Genomic DNA, 14741 nt, shown 5'->3' with positions numbered 1-14741 from the left:
CGAAACGCGCACGCCACAGACTGCGTGCGGAATGGCAGGGTGGGCACCGGCAAGCAGCCGGGTAGGGACAAGCAGGAAGAATGAGCGGAGGCGCCGGCGGTCACTTGTGGATGAGCTTGCGCACGGCGTGAAAATCCGGGCCGTCGAGACGGTAGAAATAGACACCCTGATCCGCAGCCCGACCATGATTGTCGGTACCGTCCCACTGCGCCAGATGCTCACCCGGCGGCAGGTAGCCGGAAAGAACCAATCGCACTTCGTTGCCAAGCGCATTGTAGATGGTCAATCGCACAGGAGAAGTCTGCTGCAAGGCAAAGCGGACAGTGTTCATATCACAGAGGCTTCTTTGCCGGCCCTTCCCTGGGCAGCGATGAAATCGAGTCGAAGGAAAAATGTGCCGGGGATGTACCCTCATGCCATGACGGGTGCAGAAGCTGGAATCTGCACCCGCCGGCAGGAGGCCCTCTGCAACTGGCAAACATGGTGCGTAGTATTCGAGGTCATGAAATGTCTGGCGGGCATGACAGGGTTGAACAATCCGCCGGCGGGCGGTTTGCCGCGCCGGCCTTATGGAAGCATCGTGCAGGAGAGGCGTATTTTCAGGCCAATTGCGCGGCCGAGCCGCACCGCCGTGCGGGTGACCGGCCCGCTGCGCGCAAAGGAAAGCATTCCCAAACTGCCGGCGCGTGTGCAGCGACTGCGTGACCAGAAGATTTGCTCCTACTGCCGCCACTTGATCACCGAGGATCCCTATTCGCATGGTGAGCGCTATTGGGCACAACTCTTGCGGTTGCATATGCTGCGCTGGTCCGCTGCCGTCTTGCGCCTCTTCGCCCCGCAGCGACTGGCGCACAATGAAGCCCGGCAGAAACGGATCGTCCTGCCGGGCTGGGTGCGGTGCAGCAACCGGCGGTGTGGCCAGCTTTATCATGCCAATTGCTGGCACCATCGCAGCGGCACGCAACGCTGTTTTCGCTGCCACTCCAATCGCGCCCATCACGTCGCCTGATTCACGCCCTTGCAAACAAAGACGCGAAGCGGCATGGCCTTTCATGTGAGAACCAGTGCGCGTCCGGTGGAGAGTGTCACCGACCGCCAGGAGAGAATCAGTTGGTGGAGCCAGGACAAGTTGCGCCAGGCGCGGGTGATGATTGTGGGCGCCGGCGCGCTCGGCAATGAAGTCATCAAAAACCTGGCGCTGGTGGGAATCGGCTACATGGTGGTGGTCGATTGCGACACCATTGAAATCTCCAATCTCAGCCGCACCGCCTTGTTTCGCCGGGAGGATCTCGGCAGGCGCAAGGCAGTGGTGGCGGCGCAACGCGGCAACGCGCTCAACGTCGAACCTTCCGCCTGCCTCGAAGCGCTCGACGCCGACCTGGTGTGGGAAGTCGGGCTGGGGCTCTATCGCCGTGTCGATGTGGTGCTCGGCTGCCTGGACAACCTCGAAGCACGGCTGGCAGTGAACCGGGCCTGCCTGCTTACCGGCCGGCCTTTGATCGACGGCGGCATCCGCGAGCTGGCGGGCAGCGTTTACGTGTTTCAACCGCCCTTCCCCTCCTGCTTCAGTTGCGCCACCACCAGGCGCGAGCGCGCCGCAGCCCGGGCGCGCTACGATTCCTGCTTTCAGACGCTGCGCCGCAGCCATGCCCAGGGCCGGCTCGCCACGGTGCAGGTGAGCTCGGCGCTGATTGCCGCGTTGCAATGCGAGCTGGCGCTCAAGTGGCTGCACCAGCGCCTGCCACTCAACGGCGTGCGCCTGCAGTACGACGGCAGTGGCAGCCGGCCTTATTTCGACACCACCACGGTCTTCCGCAGGCCGCATTGCGAGTGTGAAGCGCTGCGGCCCCTGCCGGACATTGCCACGCTCGCCGGCAGCCGCCGCACCTGTACACTGCGTGGCCTGCTGGCACGCCTGCAGGCTGCCGGCCTGGAGGGGGCCACGGTCAAATTTCCCGGCAGCTTTGTGGCGGGCGTTGAGTGCCTGCGCTGCGGCCGGTACAGTCCCATCCGCCGGCCGCTGTACCGCCTGCACAACGAGGAGCTGCAGTGCCACTGGTGCCGCAGGCCGGGCGACCGCGAGGGGCTGCACTTGCACTACTTGGGCGACAGCCTGGAGGTGTTGGAAGCAGATGCCACCGGCGACCAACCCCCTCTGCAAGACCTCCCCCTCGAACAATTGGGCTTTCCCAGCCTGCATGTTTATGACGTGCAGGACTGCCGGGGCGGCTGGCACTATTTCGAGCTTGCCGATGACCTTCACGAAGCGTTGCCCGATCTTGCGAGACGACTTTCATGATTCAGCAGATGCTCAGGAGCTAAGGAATGGCCGAAACCATCAATCTCACCTTCATCAACGTGAGTGACGACTCGGAAATGGACGTCGAGGTCTCCGCCGACATGACGCGCGAGGAGCTGGTTGAAAATTTGATTCAGGTCGAATTCATTCCGCCGCTGTCAAATGAAAACGAAGAATACGGCCTGACCATCAAGGGCAAAGGAGAGCTGGGGGAGGGGCAGACCCTGGCCGATTTGGGCGTGCAGGCCGGTGACCGGATTCGCATCGCCGTGGTGCAGCGTGGCGGCACGGCGCCTCTCCCAAACCGATTTTGACTGCGGAGGCACGATCATGATTTCCCGGCTGGTGCGGCTGCAAAACGACTACTACACCATGCAAACCCTGCGCGGCTCGCTTATTCGCTGGCAGGAGGGCGACCATCGCTGGCCGCCGGAGCGCTATGTCGTCGAATTCGATCTGGTCGGCATGATCGGCCCGGCAACCACGCAGAAGGGACACACCGTGGTGATCAAGCTGCTGGCGGAATATCCCGACAAGCCGCCGCTGGCGAAATTCGTCTCGCGGCCGGTGCTGTTTCATCCGCACGTTTTCAAAAACGGCAACGTTTGCATCGGGCAATACTCGCCGGAGGAGGGGCTGGCGGCGTTTTGTTTGCGGCTGGCGAAATACATTCAGTTCCGGCCGGAGCTGATCGATCCCCGCAGCCCCGCCAATCGCGAGGCGCTGGAGTGGTTCCAACAAAACCGTCAGGCCGTGCCGGTGGATCACAGCAGTCTGCCGGATCTGGCGGAGACCAAACTCTTTCACGCGAAACCGGCTTCCAGCAAGTTTTGATCATCCCATGCTTCGCGACCTTCGTTGCCTGCAGTTCCAACCGCACCCCGTCCTCTCCCGCACCATCTTCCCGGTCACCCAGGCAGCGCCGGGAGCTCGCACCGCTCACGGCTGCCAGCCGCGGCCGGCGGCAACGGAAGTGACGCCATGAAGCGGCATCTGCTTCGCCATCTGCGCCGGCGGCTGCGTTTCTGGCTGCGTCGTGCACAGCACTCGCCCGGCCACTTCCGCGTCAAGGAACGCCGCTCCTACCAGCCACAGCCGCGCAGCATTCCCGCCGAATGGCCGCAACCGGCGGCAGGCAGCAGCCCGCAGGTTTACATCGAGCAGCATACCTTCGAAAAGGTGAGGCAGCATGCCCGGCGTGATCCCACCCGGGAGTGCTTCGGTTTGCTGCTGGGCAATGCCTATGTTGATCCGGCCCGGCAACTCTTGTGGATCCATCTGCAGGAGGCGGTGCCGGCACAGGACACCCACGCCAGCCTGGCCAGCGTCGAAGTTTCCATCCGCGAGTTTCACCGCTTGAATGAGGAGGTTGACCGGATTTGGAAGGACAGCCGCGGCACGACGCGCAAAATCGGCTGGTATCATTCCCATCCCAATTTCGGCGTGTTCATGTCGGAGACCGATCGCGCCAACCAGCGGTTGTTTTATGGCCAGGACTATCATGTCGCGCTGGTGGTGGATCCGGTGCGCGATTTGGCGGGCTGCTTTCGCGGGGCGGACAGCGAGGCGTGCGATTATCTCCTGGTGGAGGCCGCCGGCCAGGAAAATATCCGGCTCGAGCAGAAAAAGGCCGCGGCCCTGGTGGTTGAAATTGAAACCGTATTTGACCGGCATTCCGAGGAGACCGCCGCAAGTCCGTGGCGCCGGCTGCTGGCGGGCTTGCGGCGCTGGTGGTGAAGCGCGTGCCTGCCGTCTTGCGAGGGCTTCACGCGGCGCCTGACCCACTAACGGGACTTCGTTTTCGTGGGAGGATTTTTTGTCTGATGTCGAAACCTTGAGTTTTGTGAAAGCCCACAGACCCGCCCCACCTCATCTCTTGAAAAGAAAGAGAGAAAGAAGCTTCATGGTGTGGATGAGTTGAAAAACCATCAGCCTCAGAAGCGGCTTCTTTTGACCCGAGATCGTCGAACTATTTCTGTGCACGAATGGCCGCCGCCAGCTCCTGGCTCACCGCCACGCCCACCGTTTCTTCATTGATTCCGAAGTAAAGAAAATATTCCTCCTTCAGCCGCACCAGCGCGGAAAGCCTGACCGCCGACTCATCGGCATGCCATGGCAATGGGCTCAGATACGGCCGTTCGCTGCGCAGCAGGACTTGCCCCGGATTGGCCAGTGCAAACACCGCCTGGCCGGGTTGCGAACGCCGCGCCGGATCAAGCCCGTTGTAAAACAACACCATCTCGGACCCGATGAGCACCGGTGAAAACGCCGGCGCGACGGCAAGTTCATCGAATTTGCCGGGCCGCGGCTGCATCACCGGCGTGGCCTCGGCCTGCCACACCAGCAGGTTTTCCGAATAGGCGAGGCGCAGGTTTTTGCCATCGCTGAAATACATGAAATAGCGACCATTGCTCTTTTGCGGTGCGATCACGCCGTGGCTGCTCTCCTTTTCCTCCGGGAAAACCAGGCCGTGTTTGATCCAGTGCCGCAAATCGCGCGAAGAAGCCAGCGCCAGTCTTCTGGTCACACTGTCGAAGGCATCATAGGTGAGATAGTAAACCCCCTCGATCTCCACCAGATGCGGATTTTCACAGCCACCGGGGGTTTCATAGTCGTGGGTCGGCACCATCACCGGCTGCGATTCCCGCGTGAACTGCAGGCCGTTCACGCTGGTGGCCAGGCCGATGCGCGAGGTGCCATGCCAGCGGCCGGCCCCGCTGCGGTCTTTGGCTTGGTAGAAGAGATAGATGGTGGTGTCTTTCACCACCGCGGCGGGATTCGTGGCCGCTGCGGCCTCCCAGGTCGTGCCGAGCGGCCGCAGTATGGGGTTGCCCTCATAAGGCTGCAAAGGGAGAAACGGCAGACGCACGTGTTGGGCAAGCGTCCCGCCCGATGCCACGAACAGGCATAAAAAAACCGTGCGGGCCGCGCGGTGGAGTCGGTAACAAAGTTTTGGTTTCATGAGTCCGTCGAGTCCTTGAATGGAATCCGTAATGCAAACTTTCACGCGGCAAACCAGGCAGGCAGGAAACCTGCACGACAAAATTTTCGCGCCTGGTGTTTTTTCCGGATCATGGCGCCAACAAGTTTATCGGACGGAGATTGATATTGATTTACACAGATCGTTCATGCGGTGACGATTCGGAAAAATCAGTGTTCCCCCAAGATCTTCGCGGCATTTTCAGGAAATGTGGCGCAGACCCTTGGGCTGCGCTGCGTGCCCACCCGTAACCGGGGGCATTATTTTCAGCAGAATACTCCCCCCGCCGGGAGTGATTCGCAGATCATCCCCGCTGCCAGCGGTCTCATCGGGTTGTGCAGGCGTCACTTCCCCGCCCGAATTTCGCGATTCAGCTTCGCGAGCTGAATGAACAGCGCTTCGATTTGGCGCTCATACTCCGCCGCGGGCAGTGTTTCCTTGCGGGCTTTGAGCGCGGCAATCTCCGCGAGCAATTTTTGTTTGGCAAGCGCCAGCGGGCCGCCGGCCGCAGCTTCGGTGATCAGCCGCGGTCCAGGGGTGAGAGTTTCCGGCAGCAGGAATGTCTGTGTCGCCAGTTGTCCATCGGGCATCGACATGGCGGCGCCGGCATGCAAACCCGGCATTTCACTGCCCACGCCATCGCCATTGTCATCCAGCAGCGCATGCTCGGGACGCAGGCGGTTGGTTTCCTCATAGAAACGCACCACCCGGTCACGGGCATAGTCGAATGCTTCCAATAAAGAAAGCTTTTGATCTTTGTCAAGATCGGCTTCCGCGGGGGTGACGAAGGCGGCGACGAAAAATTCCGGGAAAACGGTGAGGTATTTTTCCTCGGCGCTGCGGGTGGCGGTGATCAGAATGCGGTCGTTGCGGCTGAGTTTGGCCAGAAAGCCGGCGCTGCTCGCGGTGGTATTCACCACAATCTGCCGCTGGCACGGCAGGCGGCTGAGCAAGCGGTCGAAATCAAGATCACGCAAATCCGGGCCGGCGAGGTTGAATTTCGCGAAGGTGCCGTCATCACTGCCGTGGCCGAAGAGCACGACGGCCAGCAAATCATCCCGTTGCAGAGTCGCGGACAGATCGGCAAGGGCTTTTTCAATCTCCTGCGCGCGACAGGGTTGCGTGGTGGCGGGCAGGCGCACCTCGGGTTCCGCGAAGAGGATGATTTGCCGCGGGGCAAAGCCATGTTGTGTGATCAAGGCGTCATGCAACTGCAGCGCCAGGCGGCTGAATCGCTCGGTGTGTTTCTCGCTGCCGCCCTTGCCGGCAATGATGACCACGCGCGTTTCCGCGACGGCGGTTGTGGCACTGGCCAGCGCCAGCAGCGCCATTGCCAGCAGCGCGAGCCCGCGCCCGCAAACAAGGCTGCCGTGGCGGCCGCGGGAGGGTGGCGTTGTCAGATTCACGACAAACCCCGGCTGCGGCGCAGGAACCACTCGCTGGCAAGCAGGGCGACAAGCAGCAGGAAAAAGATGGGGGCATCCCAAATGTCGTGCTCCGTCAGTTTCGCAAAAGAACTGCGCGCCACCGTGATGGCGTCGGGCAGGTCTTGTGACTGGTCGATGTGAAAATAGCGTCCGCCGGTGATTTCTGCCAGACGCTGCAGCAGGGCGGTTTGCAAATCCGCGTTGGCCAGCTCGGCCTGTGACGGCTCGACCAAAAACGCGGTCTCGGCCCTGCCGAGAAATTGTCCGGCGTGGTGGTAGGCGAAGACCTCGACCGTGTGCAGGCCCTCCCGTGTGGTTTGATAGCGGGCGGCATATCGGGCGCCGCCGGCGGAGAGATCGGGGCTGGCGTTCAGCGTCACCACCTCGCCGTCGGGCGCGGTGATTTTCACGGACACCCCGGCTTCTGCAACCGGCACATACGCGCTGTCGCGCACTTCGATGTGCAGGGTCAAATCTTCCCCCGGGGAAAAACTTTCGCGATCCAACTCCACAGTCACCGGATCAGGGGACTGCAGGCTGAGCCAGTGAAGAAGCTGGCGCCAGAAACGTTCGTGGGTTTGATCGCGATGATCCAGGTGCATTTGCCAGCGCCAGGTGCTGCTGGTGGCGAGCACGGCGGTGCGGCCCCGGCCATAGCGCTGGGTGGCGAGCAGGATGCGCGGCGATTCGGGACGGTGCAGCGGATGCACCGCCAGCACCGTGGCGCCCGGTTTGGCCGGGCCGAGAGGATTGTAGCCCTGCAACAATGGCAGCTTCTCCCACATCTGGGCGTTCTTCACCGGATCGGCATCCAACTGCAGCAGCGGCCTGGTGAGATATTCCGCGGTGGGCGTGAAACGGAATTCTTCATGCAGTTGCGGGGCAATGGCGCGGCCATCGGCGGCAGAAAACGGCGGCAGCTCCACGGGCAACAAATCTGCCACCGGCGTGCGCTGATACTCCCCCTGGCCAAAGGCATGGCGGCCGCCGAGCATCAAAAAACCCCCGCCGCGCTCGGCAACAAAGGCGGTCAGCAGTTGCAGTTGTTCGGTGGAAAAAAAGGAGGCCGGCATGCTGCCCAGCACCACCGCCTGATAGCCGAACAGCTCGCTGCGGCTTTTGGGAAAACCGCCGGCCAGCTCGCCGCCGTGCCGCAGTCCCAGCCGCAGAAATTTGTCCGTGCCGGTTTTCAGCAGCGAGGTCAATTGCAGCGCGGGGTCACCTGCCACGGCGCGGGCGATGAATTTGTATTCCCAGGGATGCAGTTCTTCGACATAGAGCACGCGGCCGAGGCGGTTTCGGCTGTCGAGCAAAAAGCTCTTGTGATTGTTGGCCGTCACCAGCTCGCCGGGCAATTGCGGCAGGCTGACGCGGTAATGTGCGAAACCCGGCTGGGGGGGTGCGAATTGCAGCGTGGCACGCGTGCTGCGTTCCTGCAGCACCAGCGGCTGGCGCTTGATGACTGTATCGCCTTCGCGCAATTCCACCTCCACCTGCCGGCCGGCATATCCCCGCGCCTGGATCAGGGTGTTGACTTCCACCATGGCATTTTCCAGCACCAAGCGCGCCGCGTCAACTTTGGCAATTTGCACATCCTTGCTGATTTTGGTGCCCACGCCAACAGTGAAGAGCGGCACTTTTGCGGCAACCAGCGCCCGGGCGGCTGACAGCGGATCCGCACCCGCCGAAGCCGCACCATCACTGACCAGCACCACGCCCGAGAGCGTGCCCAGTTGTGCCTGGCGGCCGGCATATTCCAGCGCATGCGCCAGGTTGGTGCTGGCGCCGCCGGCCTGCAGTTGCCCGGCGTCCGGCAGCGGGGCCACCGCGCTGCTGAACTGCCGCACCTCCAGGCGAAAATTTTGCTGCAGGCGCGCACGCATGCTGTTCGCCTGCGAGGCCTCGCCCAGCCAGGCGGCGATTTGATCGATACGACGCCGGCCGCCACTGCCGTCCGCGATCGCCATGCTTTGCGAATTGTCGAGCAACAGCAAAACGCTGCTCTTTTGCGAAACCACCGTGGTCACCGAGAGTGCCGGCTCCAGCAGGCAAAACGCCAGCAGCGCGAGCGCGGCGAGGCGCAAAAGCATCAGGCCGGCGCGCCAGCGCGGCAACAAGGGTGCAGTGGTGCGACGGTAGGCCAGCCACACCAGGACCAGCAGGAGCGCAACCCCCAACAGCAGCGCCAAGAGTGAAGGCTGCCCGCGCAGCAGCCAGCGGCCCTGTTCATAAACCACGGGGCTGTATTTGAACAGGAAATCGAACATGATCAGTCTGACGGCAGAGTTGCGGTTTGTAGACCAGCTTCGTGAAGCTGCGTGTGACGGCACTCACTGCCCGCCTTTGGCGAGCTTGCGAAAATACTCTTCCACCATCCGGCGGTATTGCGGCGGCACGCGCTCATCGCGAATGGTGAGCAGGCGCTCGCGCAGTTGCAGCGTCGCCAGCCGGCCCGCCAGTTCCGCTTCAAAGCGGCGCATCGGCTCCAGCAGCCGGCGTTCGACCTCCTCCAGGCGTTGCGGATCGCTGCTCTGAAACGAACGCAACACCCCGCGGTAATTCTGCAGCAGGCGACCGTAGTCGTCAACCAGGGCCGTATCCCCGCGCAAAAACTGCCCGATCTCCTCCAGATGTCGCACGTCGCTCCACAGTTGCTGCTGCCATTGCGCCATGTCTTCGGGCGGCAGCCGCTCACCGGAAGCTGAGCGGCCGGGGTTCTGCCCCGGCGGCAGCGCGGCCTCCGCCGAGGCGCGGCTTTCCGTCAGGCGTTCCTCCAGGTTGCGGCGCACGCGTTGCGTTTCCTGCAATGCCAAATCGAGTTGTTCTTCGGGATTGCCGGCGAGCTGGCTCAGACTGCGCTGCAGGGCTTTCTCGGCGCGTTGCAACGCCTGCCGCGCTTCGTTTTGCTCCGCCAGCGCACGTTCGAGTTCGTTTTGTGCCAGCGCCCGGGCCGCCTGCGCCATGCGTTCGGACAGACGGCGCTGCTCCAGCTCATTCGTCACATTGCGGAGCTCGCGCGCCAGGCCCGCGGATTGTGGCTGGTCCGTTGCGCTTTCCTGCAGGTGACGCAGTCTCTCCAGCGCCTGTTCACTTTGCGCGCGCAAAGACTCCTGCGTGCCCTGCAATGAGGACGGTGCGGGGGATGATTGCGTCTGCAGGTCTTCGACGGCCGCGCTCAACCGGCCCTGTTGTTCGGCGAGCTGCTGAAATTCATCGCGCAACGCTTTGAGCTGCTCGCGCAGCGAGCCGGTGTGCTGCTGCGCGAGCCGGTCCTGCAACTGGCGCAGGCTCTCCACGGCGCGGTCGCCCTCGGCCGCGGCATGCGCGGGATCGTCACGGCGCAGATTGTCCAGCGAGCGCTGCAGTTCCCGGGTGGCCTGTTCCAGGCTTTCGCACAGCCGCGCCTCCTGGCGTTCTCCGGTTGCACTGCGGGAGTTGAACTGGCGCATTTGCCGGCTCAGGTTCTGCAGCTCGCGGTTGATTTGTTCCTGCTCACGACGCAGTCGTTCAAGCTGGCGCCGGCGCTCCTGGGGCGGCGGTGATTCGCGGCTGAGCTGGCGGTTGAGCTCGACCAGCCGCTCCTGTCGCTGTGCCAGTTCCCGCACCTTCTGTTGTGCCTCGGTCAGCCCGCTGCGCATTTCCTGCTGCCGCTGCTGTTGCTGCGTTTCGTACTGCGACTGCATCTTGTCGAGTTCGTCCTTGAAAAGCTGCGCCAGCTCCTCCCGGCTCTGCAGTTGGGTGAAGCTGGAGCCGCTGCCCGCGCCTTGCATGATCTCGCGGCGCCGCAGCTCCGCCTCTGCCTGCAACAGAAGGCGGTAGGCTTCCCGCTCCGGCACAAGGGCTTCCGCCAGGCTGCCGGCATGCAGCAGAGGCACCGCCTGCTGCATGGCTTCCGCAGCCCGGGAAAAATAGGCGGTCATTTTGCCGGTGCTGTTTTCACCGGTAAACTGGCCGCGCGTTGCGGCATTGGCCGTCATGCGTTCCAGCGAGTGCTGCAGCCCGGCCTGCGTTTCGGCGAGCGCGGTGCTGCCGCGGTTGAACTCCTCCGCTGAAATCAGCTCCCGCCGTTGCAGCAGTTTCCAGGTGGCGGTGATGATTTCCTTTTGCGAAATCGCCAGGCCGCCGTCGGGCTGGGCACTCCCGCCAGCCTGGCTCAGCGCACGATAGAATTCCTCTTCGAAGGGCCGAATCTCGAAGAAGTAGAGATCACTGGTGGCCACTTGCCTGGCATCGCGGGCTTGGTAGTAGTAGGAGATGAAATCGCCCGGCTGCACACCGAGCTCTTCCAAATAGAGCACGGTCGAAGCGGTGTACTCGACGGCGGTGGCTTCCGGCTTCTGCACACGCGTGGCCTGCGGCAGCAAATCCATGCGCACGCCGGGCTGATTGTTGTGCGTGTAGATCAAGGTCAGTTGCTGCAGGCCGAAATCTTCGCGCACCAGTGTTTCCAGCGTCACTTCTTCGAGCATGGTCGGCCGCAGATCGCGCCCGGGCCGCAGGAGCGTGATGAGCGGCGGCTCATCGGGCAGGACGTGAATGAAGTATTCCACCGGCTTGTTGCTCAGGCCGTCATGATTGGTCAGGCGCAGCAGATAGGAACCCTCTTCTGTGACGGTGAAGCCGGCGGTTGCCAGCGTGTCACTGCGCCGCATCATTTCCGCGAAATGGCCGCCGCGCAACTTCCACTCCGCCTTTGCCAGCGCCTGTGTGGCGGTGACTTCAATCTGCACTTCCGTCCCAGCCGGGGCATAGATGTCGCCGCCGTTCTCCTCGGTTTTGGGCGGCCGGGCAATTTCGCGCGGATAGAAGTAGGTGACGCGCAACCCCTTCACCGCTGGTGCCGCCAGCGCAACAATGGTGAAGATCGGGGAGATCTCCTCACCTACGCGCACATAGTAGCGCAGCGTATCGACCACGTCGTAAAGATGATAGTTGAAGGTGCCCAGGCGGGTGGTGGCATTCATGGCAAAGGGTTGCCAGTGCTCACGGCCCTGTTCCAGATAGATCGTGGCACCGGTCGCCTCGACTTCCGGCGTGGTGACGATCACTTCCACGGTTTCACCCGCCGGCACCCGTGCATCGCCCGGTTCAACCTGCAGCCCCTCCACATTGCCGCCGCCGGTGCTGCGGTCAAAATAGTGCAGGCCCTGCGATTGGTAGAGATCGGCAAGGCGCAGGACCAACAAGGCCGCCAGCCCTGCGGTTGCCAGCGCCAGCGCACGCCACCAGGCGGCGAAGCGAAGCTGCAATTGTGCGGGGAAATTCACCCGGGCCGCCTGCGCCGCCGCATCTTCCACCAGCCGGTCCCACAGCGGATTCTCCGCGCTGTCGGGGTGTCTGCCAAACTCCACCGCTGTCGCCAAACGATCTTCCCAATCCGGATTCATCTCCTCGAGACGCCGTGCCACTTGCATGATGGTGGGACGCCGGCGCAACGGCAGGATCAAATATTGCCACAACAAAATCAGCCAGGCCAGTGTGCCCGGCGCCATCACCAGCCACCACCAAATGGTGGCCTGGTGATAGAACGGCCGCAGCAGCAGGGCCAGCCCCGCCAACGCCAGCAATCCCAGCAATCCCAAACCGGCACCGCGCTGCCAGCGGCTGCGCCGCCAGGCTGCCAGACCGGCGGCCAGGCTGTCTTCGAGTTTGCGATATTGATCGTTCATCTTCAGACCGGCAAATCCCAAGCTGGTTCAGTGTAATCGCCAAATGTCTGCGGCCTCATCGCGCCTGCCTCTCGGGAGGCAGGCGGCGCTTTACTCGTGCACCGGCACTGTCCGTCTGCCCGCAAAAATTGCAACTGCGGCTGACCCGGGGTGCAATGCCCGCAGCGCGCCGAAACTCTGTGGATACTTGCCCCTTGCCCTCGCCCTCGTCTCAGCGCGGCGTGCGACTTGCCAGCCAGCCTTCGCACAGCAAAAGCGCAAGCACCGCCCACAAGGCCAGACGCCAGAGCCTTTGTTGCCGCTCGAGCTCGCGTGCTGAAGGTGCCGCCACACCGAAGACGCCGCTGAGCTGTGTCTCCTCCTGCGGTCGATTACAGCGCGCCAGCAGGTCTTCCGGCGGCAGCGCCAGCGGATCAGATTCGCGGCCATCGAGGTTGACGGCCCGCCAGATGCGCTTGCCCTGCTGTTCAAAAAGATAATGCCCCGGTGCGGTGGTTTCCGTGAACACCGCAGGCGTGGCAAAGCTTTGCTCCTGCCGGCTGCCGTCGGGCAAAGTCACCGTAATGGTGGAGCCGGCGTCAAATTCGCCCTCGATCAAAATCGGCTGGCCGACCAGCGTCACCGCGTTTTGCGCTGCGGCACGGCGCACGTAGGAGAGCCACTGGTGCAGCAACGGCACGAAGATGCCGCGCACCGGCAAGGTGCCGCCGCTCAAATCGAACGTCGAGGCCCACAGCAACACCCTGCCCCTGCCCACCGCCAGTTCGAGCAACGCCGGCAGGCCGTCTTCAAAACCAGCCAGCCGGCCGGCTTCTGCCCTGGGTTGAATGTGATAGCGCCTGCTCACCTGAATCGAGCTGGGATCACCGTTGGCGGGATCGCGAAAGATGCTGAACACCGGATGCGCAAAATCGATGTCGGTCAGGGCCACGGACGCCCGGGCATCAGCCACCGTGGCAAGAACGCGACCGGGCAGCACCGCTGCGAGCAACTGATTGAAAGTCTCGCCCGGCGGCCGGTTGCCCAGGGCGATAATCAAACCGCCGCCTTGTTCGACATAGGCGCGCAGCTTTTGCGCGGCGTCGGGGCTCATGCCCGTCACGCCGGCCAGCACCATGGCGGTAAAATCGCCGGTCAGCATCGCTGCGACAGTATTGGGGGAACTGGTTGTGACCTTCCAATCCGAGCCGGGCAGTTCCAGGGCGGAACGCAAATAGCGCTCCGCCCCGCCTTCTCCCACCACCAGGAGCACACGGTTGCGCGGCGCGGCGGGCGGCACAACATAAAAACGATTATCCGCGGCAAACTCGTCCAGCGCCGCGCTGATCTCGAATACTCTTGCCCCCTCCTGCGTTTCCCCGAGCGCGAGGCCGGCAGCCGCAAAGTGAATGGTCTGCTCGGCACCGGGCGCGAGTATGACGCGCTGCACCGCCAGCGGCCGGCGGCCGGCCCCCGCCGGCAGCAGCCGCACCTCGATCTCCTGCTCCTGCTCCGCGAAATTGCGCACGCGGCAGGCGTAGACAACCCGGCCATCGCTGTCGAAACGCTCACCCGCCAGCAGCGCGACGTTTGACCAGCGTGCCTCGAAAGCATGCGGGATCAGATGTGCCGCGCTGTGCAGGGTCAAATTACCGAGCGGCAGATTGCTGGCCTGCAAATCCGAAAACAAATGAAGCTGTCGCTGCCGGCCGGGTGCCTGTTGCAGCAAGTTGTCGGCGAATTGCACCGCTTCACGCAGGTTGCCCGCGGATTGCCGCTGCTGCACGCGCGCCAGCGCTGCGAGCGCCTCGGCGGGCGTGACATTCTCCGCCAGCACCTCAACCGCCGCACCGGCAGCAATGAGGCTGACCTGATCCCGGGGCCGGGCCTGGCGCAGCACGTCGCCGGCGGCGGCCACGGCTTCCGCCAGATGATGGCCGGCTGCCATGCTCGCGGAAATGTCAATCACCAACGCCAGACTGCGCGCTTCAGAGACGAGCATGCTTTGCCCCTGCGCGCCGGTGAGCAGAGGCCGGGCAAAGGCCAGCCCGAGCAGCGCCAATGCGAGTATGCGCAGGGCGAGCAGAAGCATCTGCTTCAGTTTTTGGCGCCGCAACAAATGCGCGGGCGTGCGTTCGAGAAAACGCATGGCGGCAAAATGAACCGTCTCGGCGCGATTGCGATGAATCAAGTGTATGATCACCGGAATCGCGGCGGCGGCCAGGCCAAGCCAGAGATAAGGAAGGGTGAGAAAGCTGAGCATGATCTCCTGCAGTCCGTCGAACCAGGTCGCAAACTTGTGCCCCGGGATGGCATCGCAGCGGCAACGGCCTTTGCCCTGTCATCCCGCCGCGCCGCGTTTGGCCACAGCGGGCCGGGGCGTTTCG

General features: G+C 63.2%; 11 protein-coding genes. 5 read left to right on the top strand and 6 right to left on the bottom strand.

Annotated features, from left to right (window positions below; translation table 11 throughout):
- Positions 1-100 precede the first annotated feature (100 nt).
- Positions 101-331 carry a hypothetical protein gene (locus ONB52_04135; GenBank protein MDZ7415334.1) on the bottom strand — a complete coding sequence of 77 codons (231 nt, stop codon included), beginning with the start codon at positions 329-331 and terminating at the stop codon, positions 101-103.
- A gap of 171 nt (positions 332-502) precedes the next feature.
- Here ONB52_04135 and ONB52_04130 point away from each other — a divergent pair, with 171 nt between their 5' ends.
- From ONB52_04130 to ONB52_04110, 5 genes are all read left to right on the top strand, one after another.
- Positions 503-1009: a hypothetical protein gene (locus tag ONB52_04130; protein MDZ7415333.1), complete on the top strand. Its 507-nt coding sequence runs from the start codon at positions 503-505 to the stop codon at positions 1007-1009.
- Positions 1010-1054: 45 nt separating this feature from the next.
- On the top strand, positions 1055-2299 hold the full coding sequence (locus tag ONB52_04125; GenBank protein MDZ7415332.1) for a ThiF family adenylyltransferase: 1245 nt from the start codon (positions 1055-1057) through the stop codon (positions 2297-2299).
- Positions 2300-2325: 26 nt separating this feature from the next.
- Positions 2326-2613 (top strand): EsaB/YukD family protein, encoded by a 288-nt coding sequence (locus ONB52_04120; protein MDZ7415331.1) that lies wholly within the window; start codon positions 2326-2328, stop codon positions 2611-2613.
- A 16-nt stretch (positions 2614-2629) separates the two neighbouring features.
- Positions 2630-3133 carry a ubiquitin-conjugating enzyme E2 gene (locus ONB52_04115; protein ID MDZ7415330.1) on the top strand — a complete coding sequence of 168 codons (504 nt, stop codon included), beginning with the start codon at positions 2630-2632 and terminating at the stop codon, positions 3131-3133.
- Positions 3134-3280: 147 nt separating this feature from the next.
- Positions 3281-4036, top strand: coding sequence for a Mov34/MPN/PAD-1 family protein (locus ONB52_04110; protein MDZ7415329.1), 756 nt, complete (start codon positions 3281-3283; stop codon positions 4034-4036).
- A gap of 232 nt (positions 4037-4268) precedes the next feature.
- Here ONB52_04110 and ONB52_04105 read toward each other — a convergent pair whose 3' ends face one another.
- The 5 genes from ONB52_04105 to ONB52_04085 all read right to left on the bottom strand — a co-directional run bounded on the left by ONB52_04105 (position 4269) and on the right by ONB52_04085 (position 14617).
- Complete coding sequence (locus ONB52_04105; GenBank protein ID MDZ7415328.1) at positions 4269-5261, bottom strand: glycosidase; 993 nt, start codon at positions 5259-5261, stop codon at positions 4269-4271.
- 362 nt (positions 5262-5623) lie between these two features.
- Entirely contained in the window at positions 5624-6685 is a 1062-nt protein-coding gene (locus ONB52_04100) for a hypothetical protein (protein ID MDZ7415327.1), read from the bottom strand.
- A complete protein-coding gene (locus ONB52_04095) occupies positions 6682-8973 on the bottom strand; it encodes a glutamine amidotransferase (protein ID MDZ7415326.1) in 2292 nt (763 codons plus the stop codon). Before ONB52_04095 ends, ONB52_04100 begins: the two co-directional genes overlap by 4 nt.
- A gap of 63 nt (positions 8974-9036) precedes the next feature.
- Positions 9037-12375 carry a hypothetical protein gene (locus ONB52_04090; GenBank protein MDZ7415325.1) on the bottom strand — a complete coding sequence of 1113 codons (3339 nt, stop codon included), beginning with the start codon at positions 12373-12375 and terminating at the stop codon, positions 9037-9039.
- Between the two features lie 211 nt (positions 12376-12586).
- Positions 12587-14617, bottom strand: a complete 2031-nt coding sequence (locus ONB52_04085) for a BatA domain-containing protein (GenBank protein ID MDZ7415324.1) — start codon at positions 14615-14617, stop codon at positions 12587-12589.
- Positions 14618-14741 lie beyond the last annotated feature (124 nt).

The sequence above is a fragment of the candidate division KSB1 bacterium genome (assembly GCA_034506255.1).
GTDB lineage: Bacteria > Zhuqueibacterota > Zhuqueibacteria > Zhuqueibacterales > Zhuqueibacteraceae > Coneutiohabitans > Coneutiohabitans thermophilus.
This window is presented reverse-complemented; position numbering and strand designations above follow the sequence as displayed.

What these genes read in the sequence shown, in the direction of transcription:
- ONB52_04115 (MDZ7415330.1), top strand. Translation starts at nt 2,630, where the DNA reads ATGATTTCCCGGCTGGTGCGGCTGCAAAACGACTACTACACCATGCAA.
- ONB52_04095 (MDZ7415326.1), bottom strand. Translation starts at nt 8,973, where the DNA reads ATGTTCGATTTCCTGTTCAAATACAGCCCCGTGGTTTATGAACAGGGC.
- ONB52_04120 (MDZ7415331.1), top strand. Translation starts at nt 2,326, where the DNA reads ATGGCCGAAACCATCAATCTCACCTTCATCAACGTGAGTGACGACTCG.
- ONB52_04105 (MDZ7415328.1), bottom strand. Translation starts at nt 5,261, where the DNA reads ATGAAACCAAAACTTTGTTACCGACTCCACCGCGCGGCCCGCACGGTT.
- ONB52_04090 (MDZ7415325.1), bottom strand. Translation starts at nt 12,375, where the DNA reads ATGAACGATCAATATCGCAAACTCGAAGACAGCCTGGCCGCCGGTCTG.
- ONB52_04130 (MDZ7415333.1), top strand. Translation starts at nt 503, where the DNA reads ATGAAATGTCTGGCGGGCATGACAGGGTTGAACAATCCGCCGGCGGGC.
- ONB52_04135 (MDZ7415334.1), bottom strand. Translation starts at nt 331, where the DNA reads ATGAACACTGTCCGCTTTGCCTTGCAGCAGACTTCTCCTGTGCGATTG.
- ONB52_04085 (MDZ7415324.1), bottom strand. Translation starts at nt 14,617, where the DNA reads ATGCTCAGCTTTCTCACCCTTCCTTATCTCTGGCTTGGCCTGGCCGCC.
- ONB52_04110 (MDZ7415329.1), top strand. Translation starts at nt 3,281, where the DNA reads ATGAAGCGGCATCTGCTTCGCCATCTGCGCCGGCGGCTGCGTTTCTGG.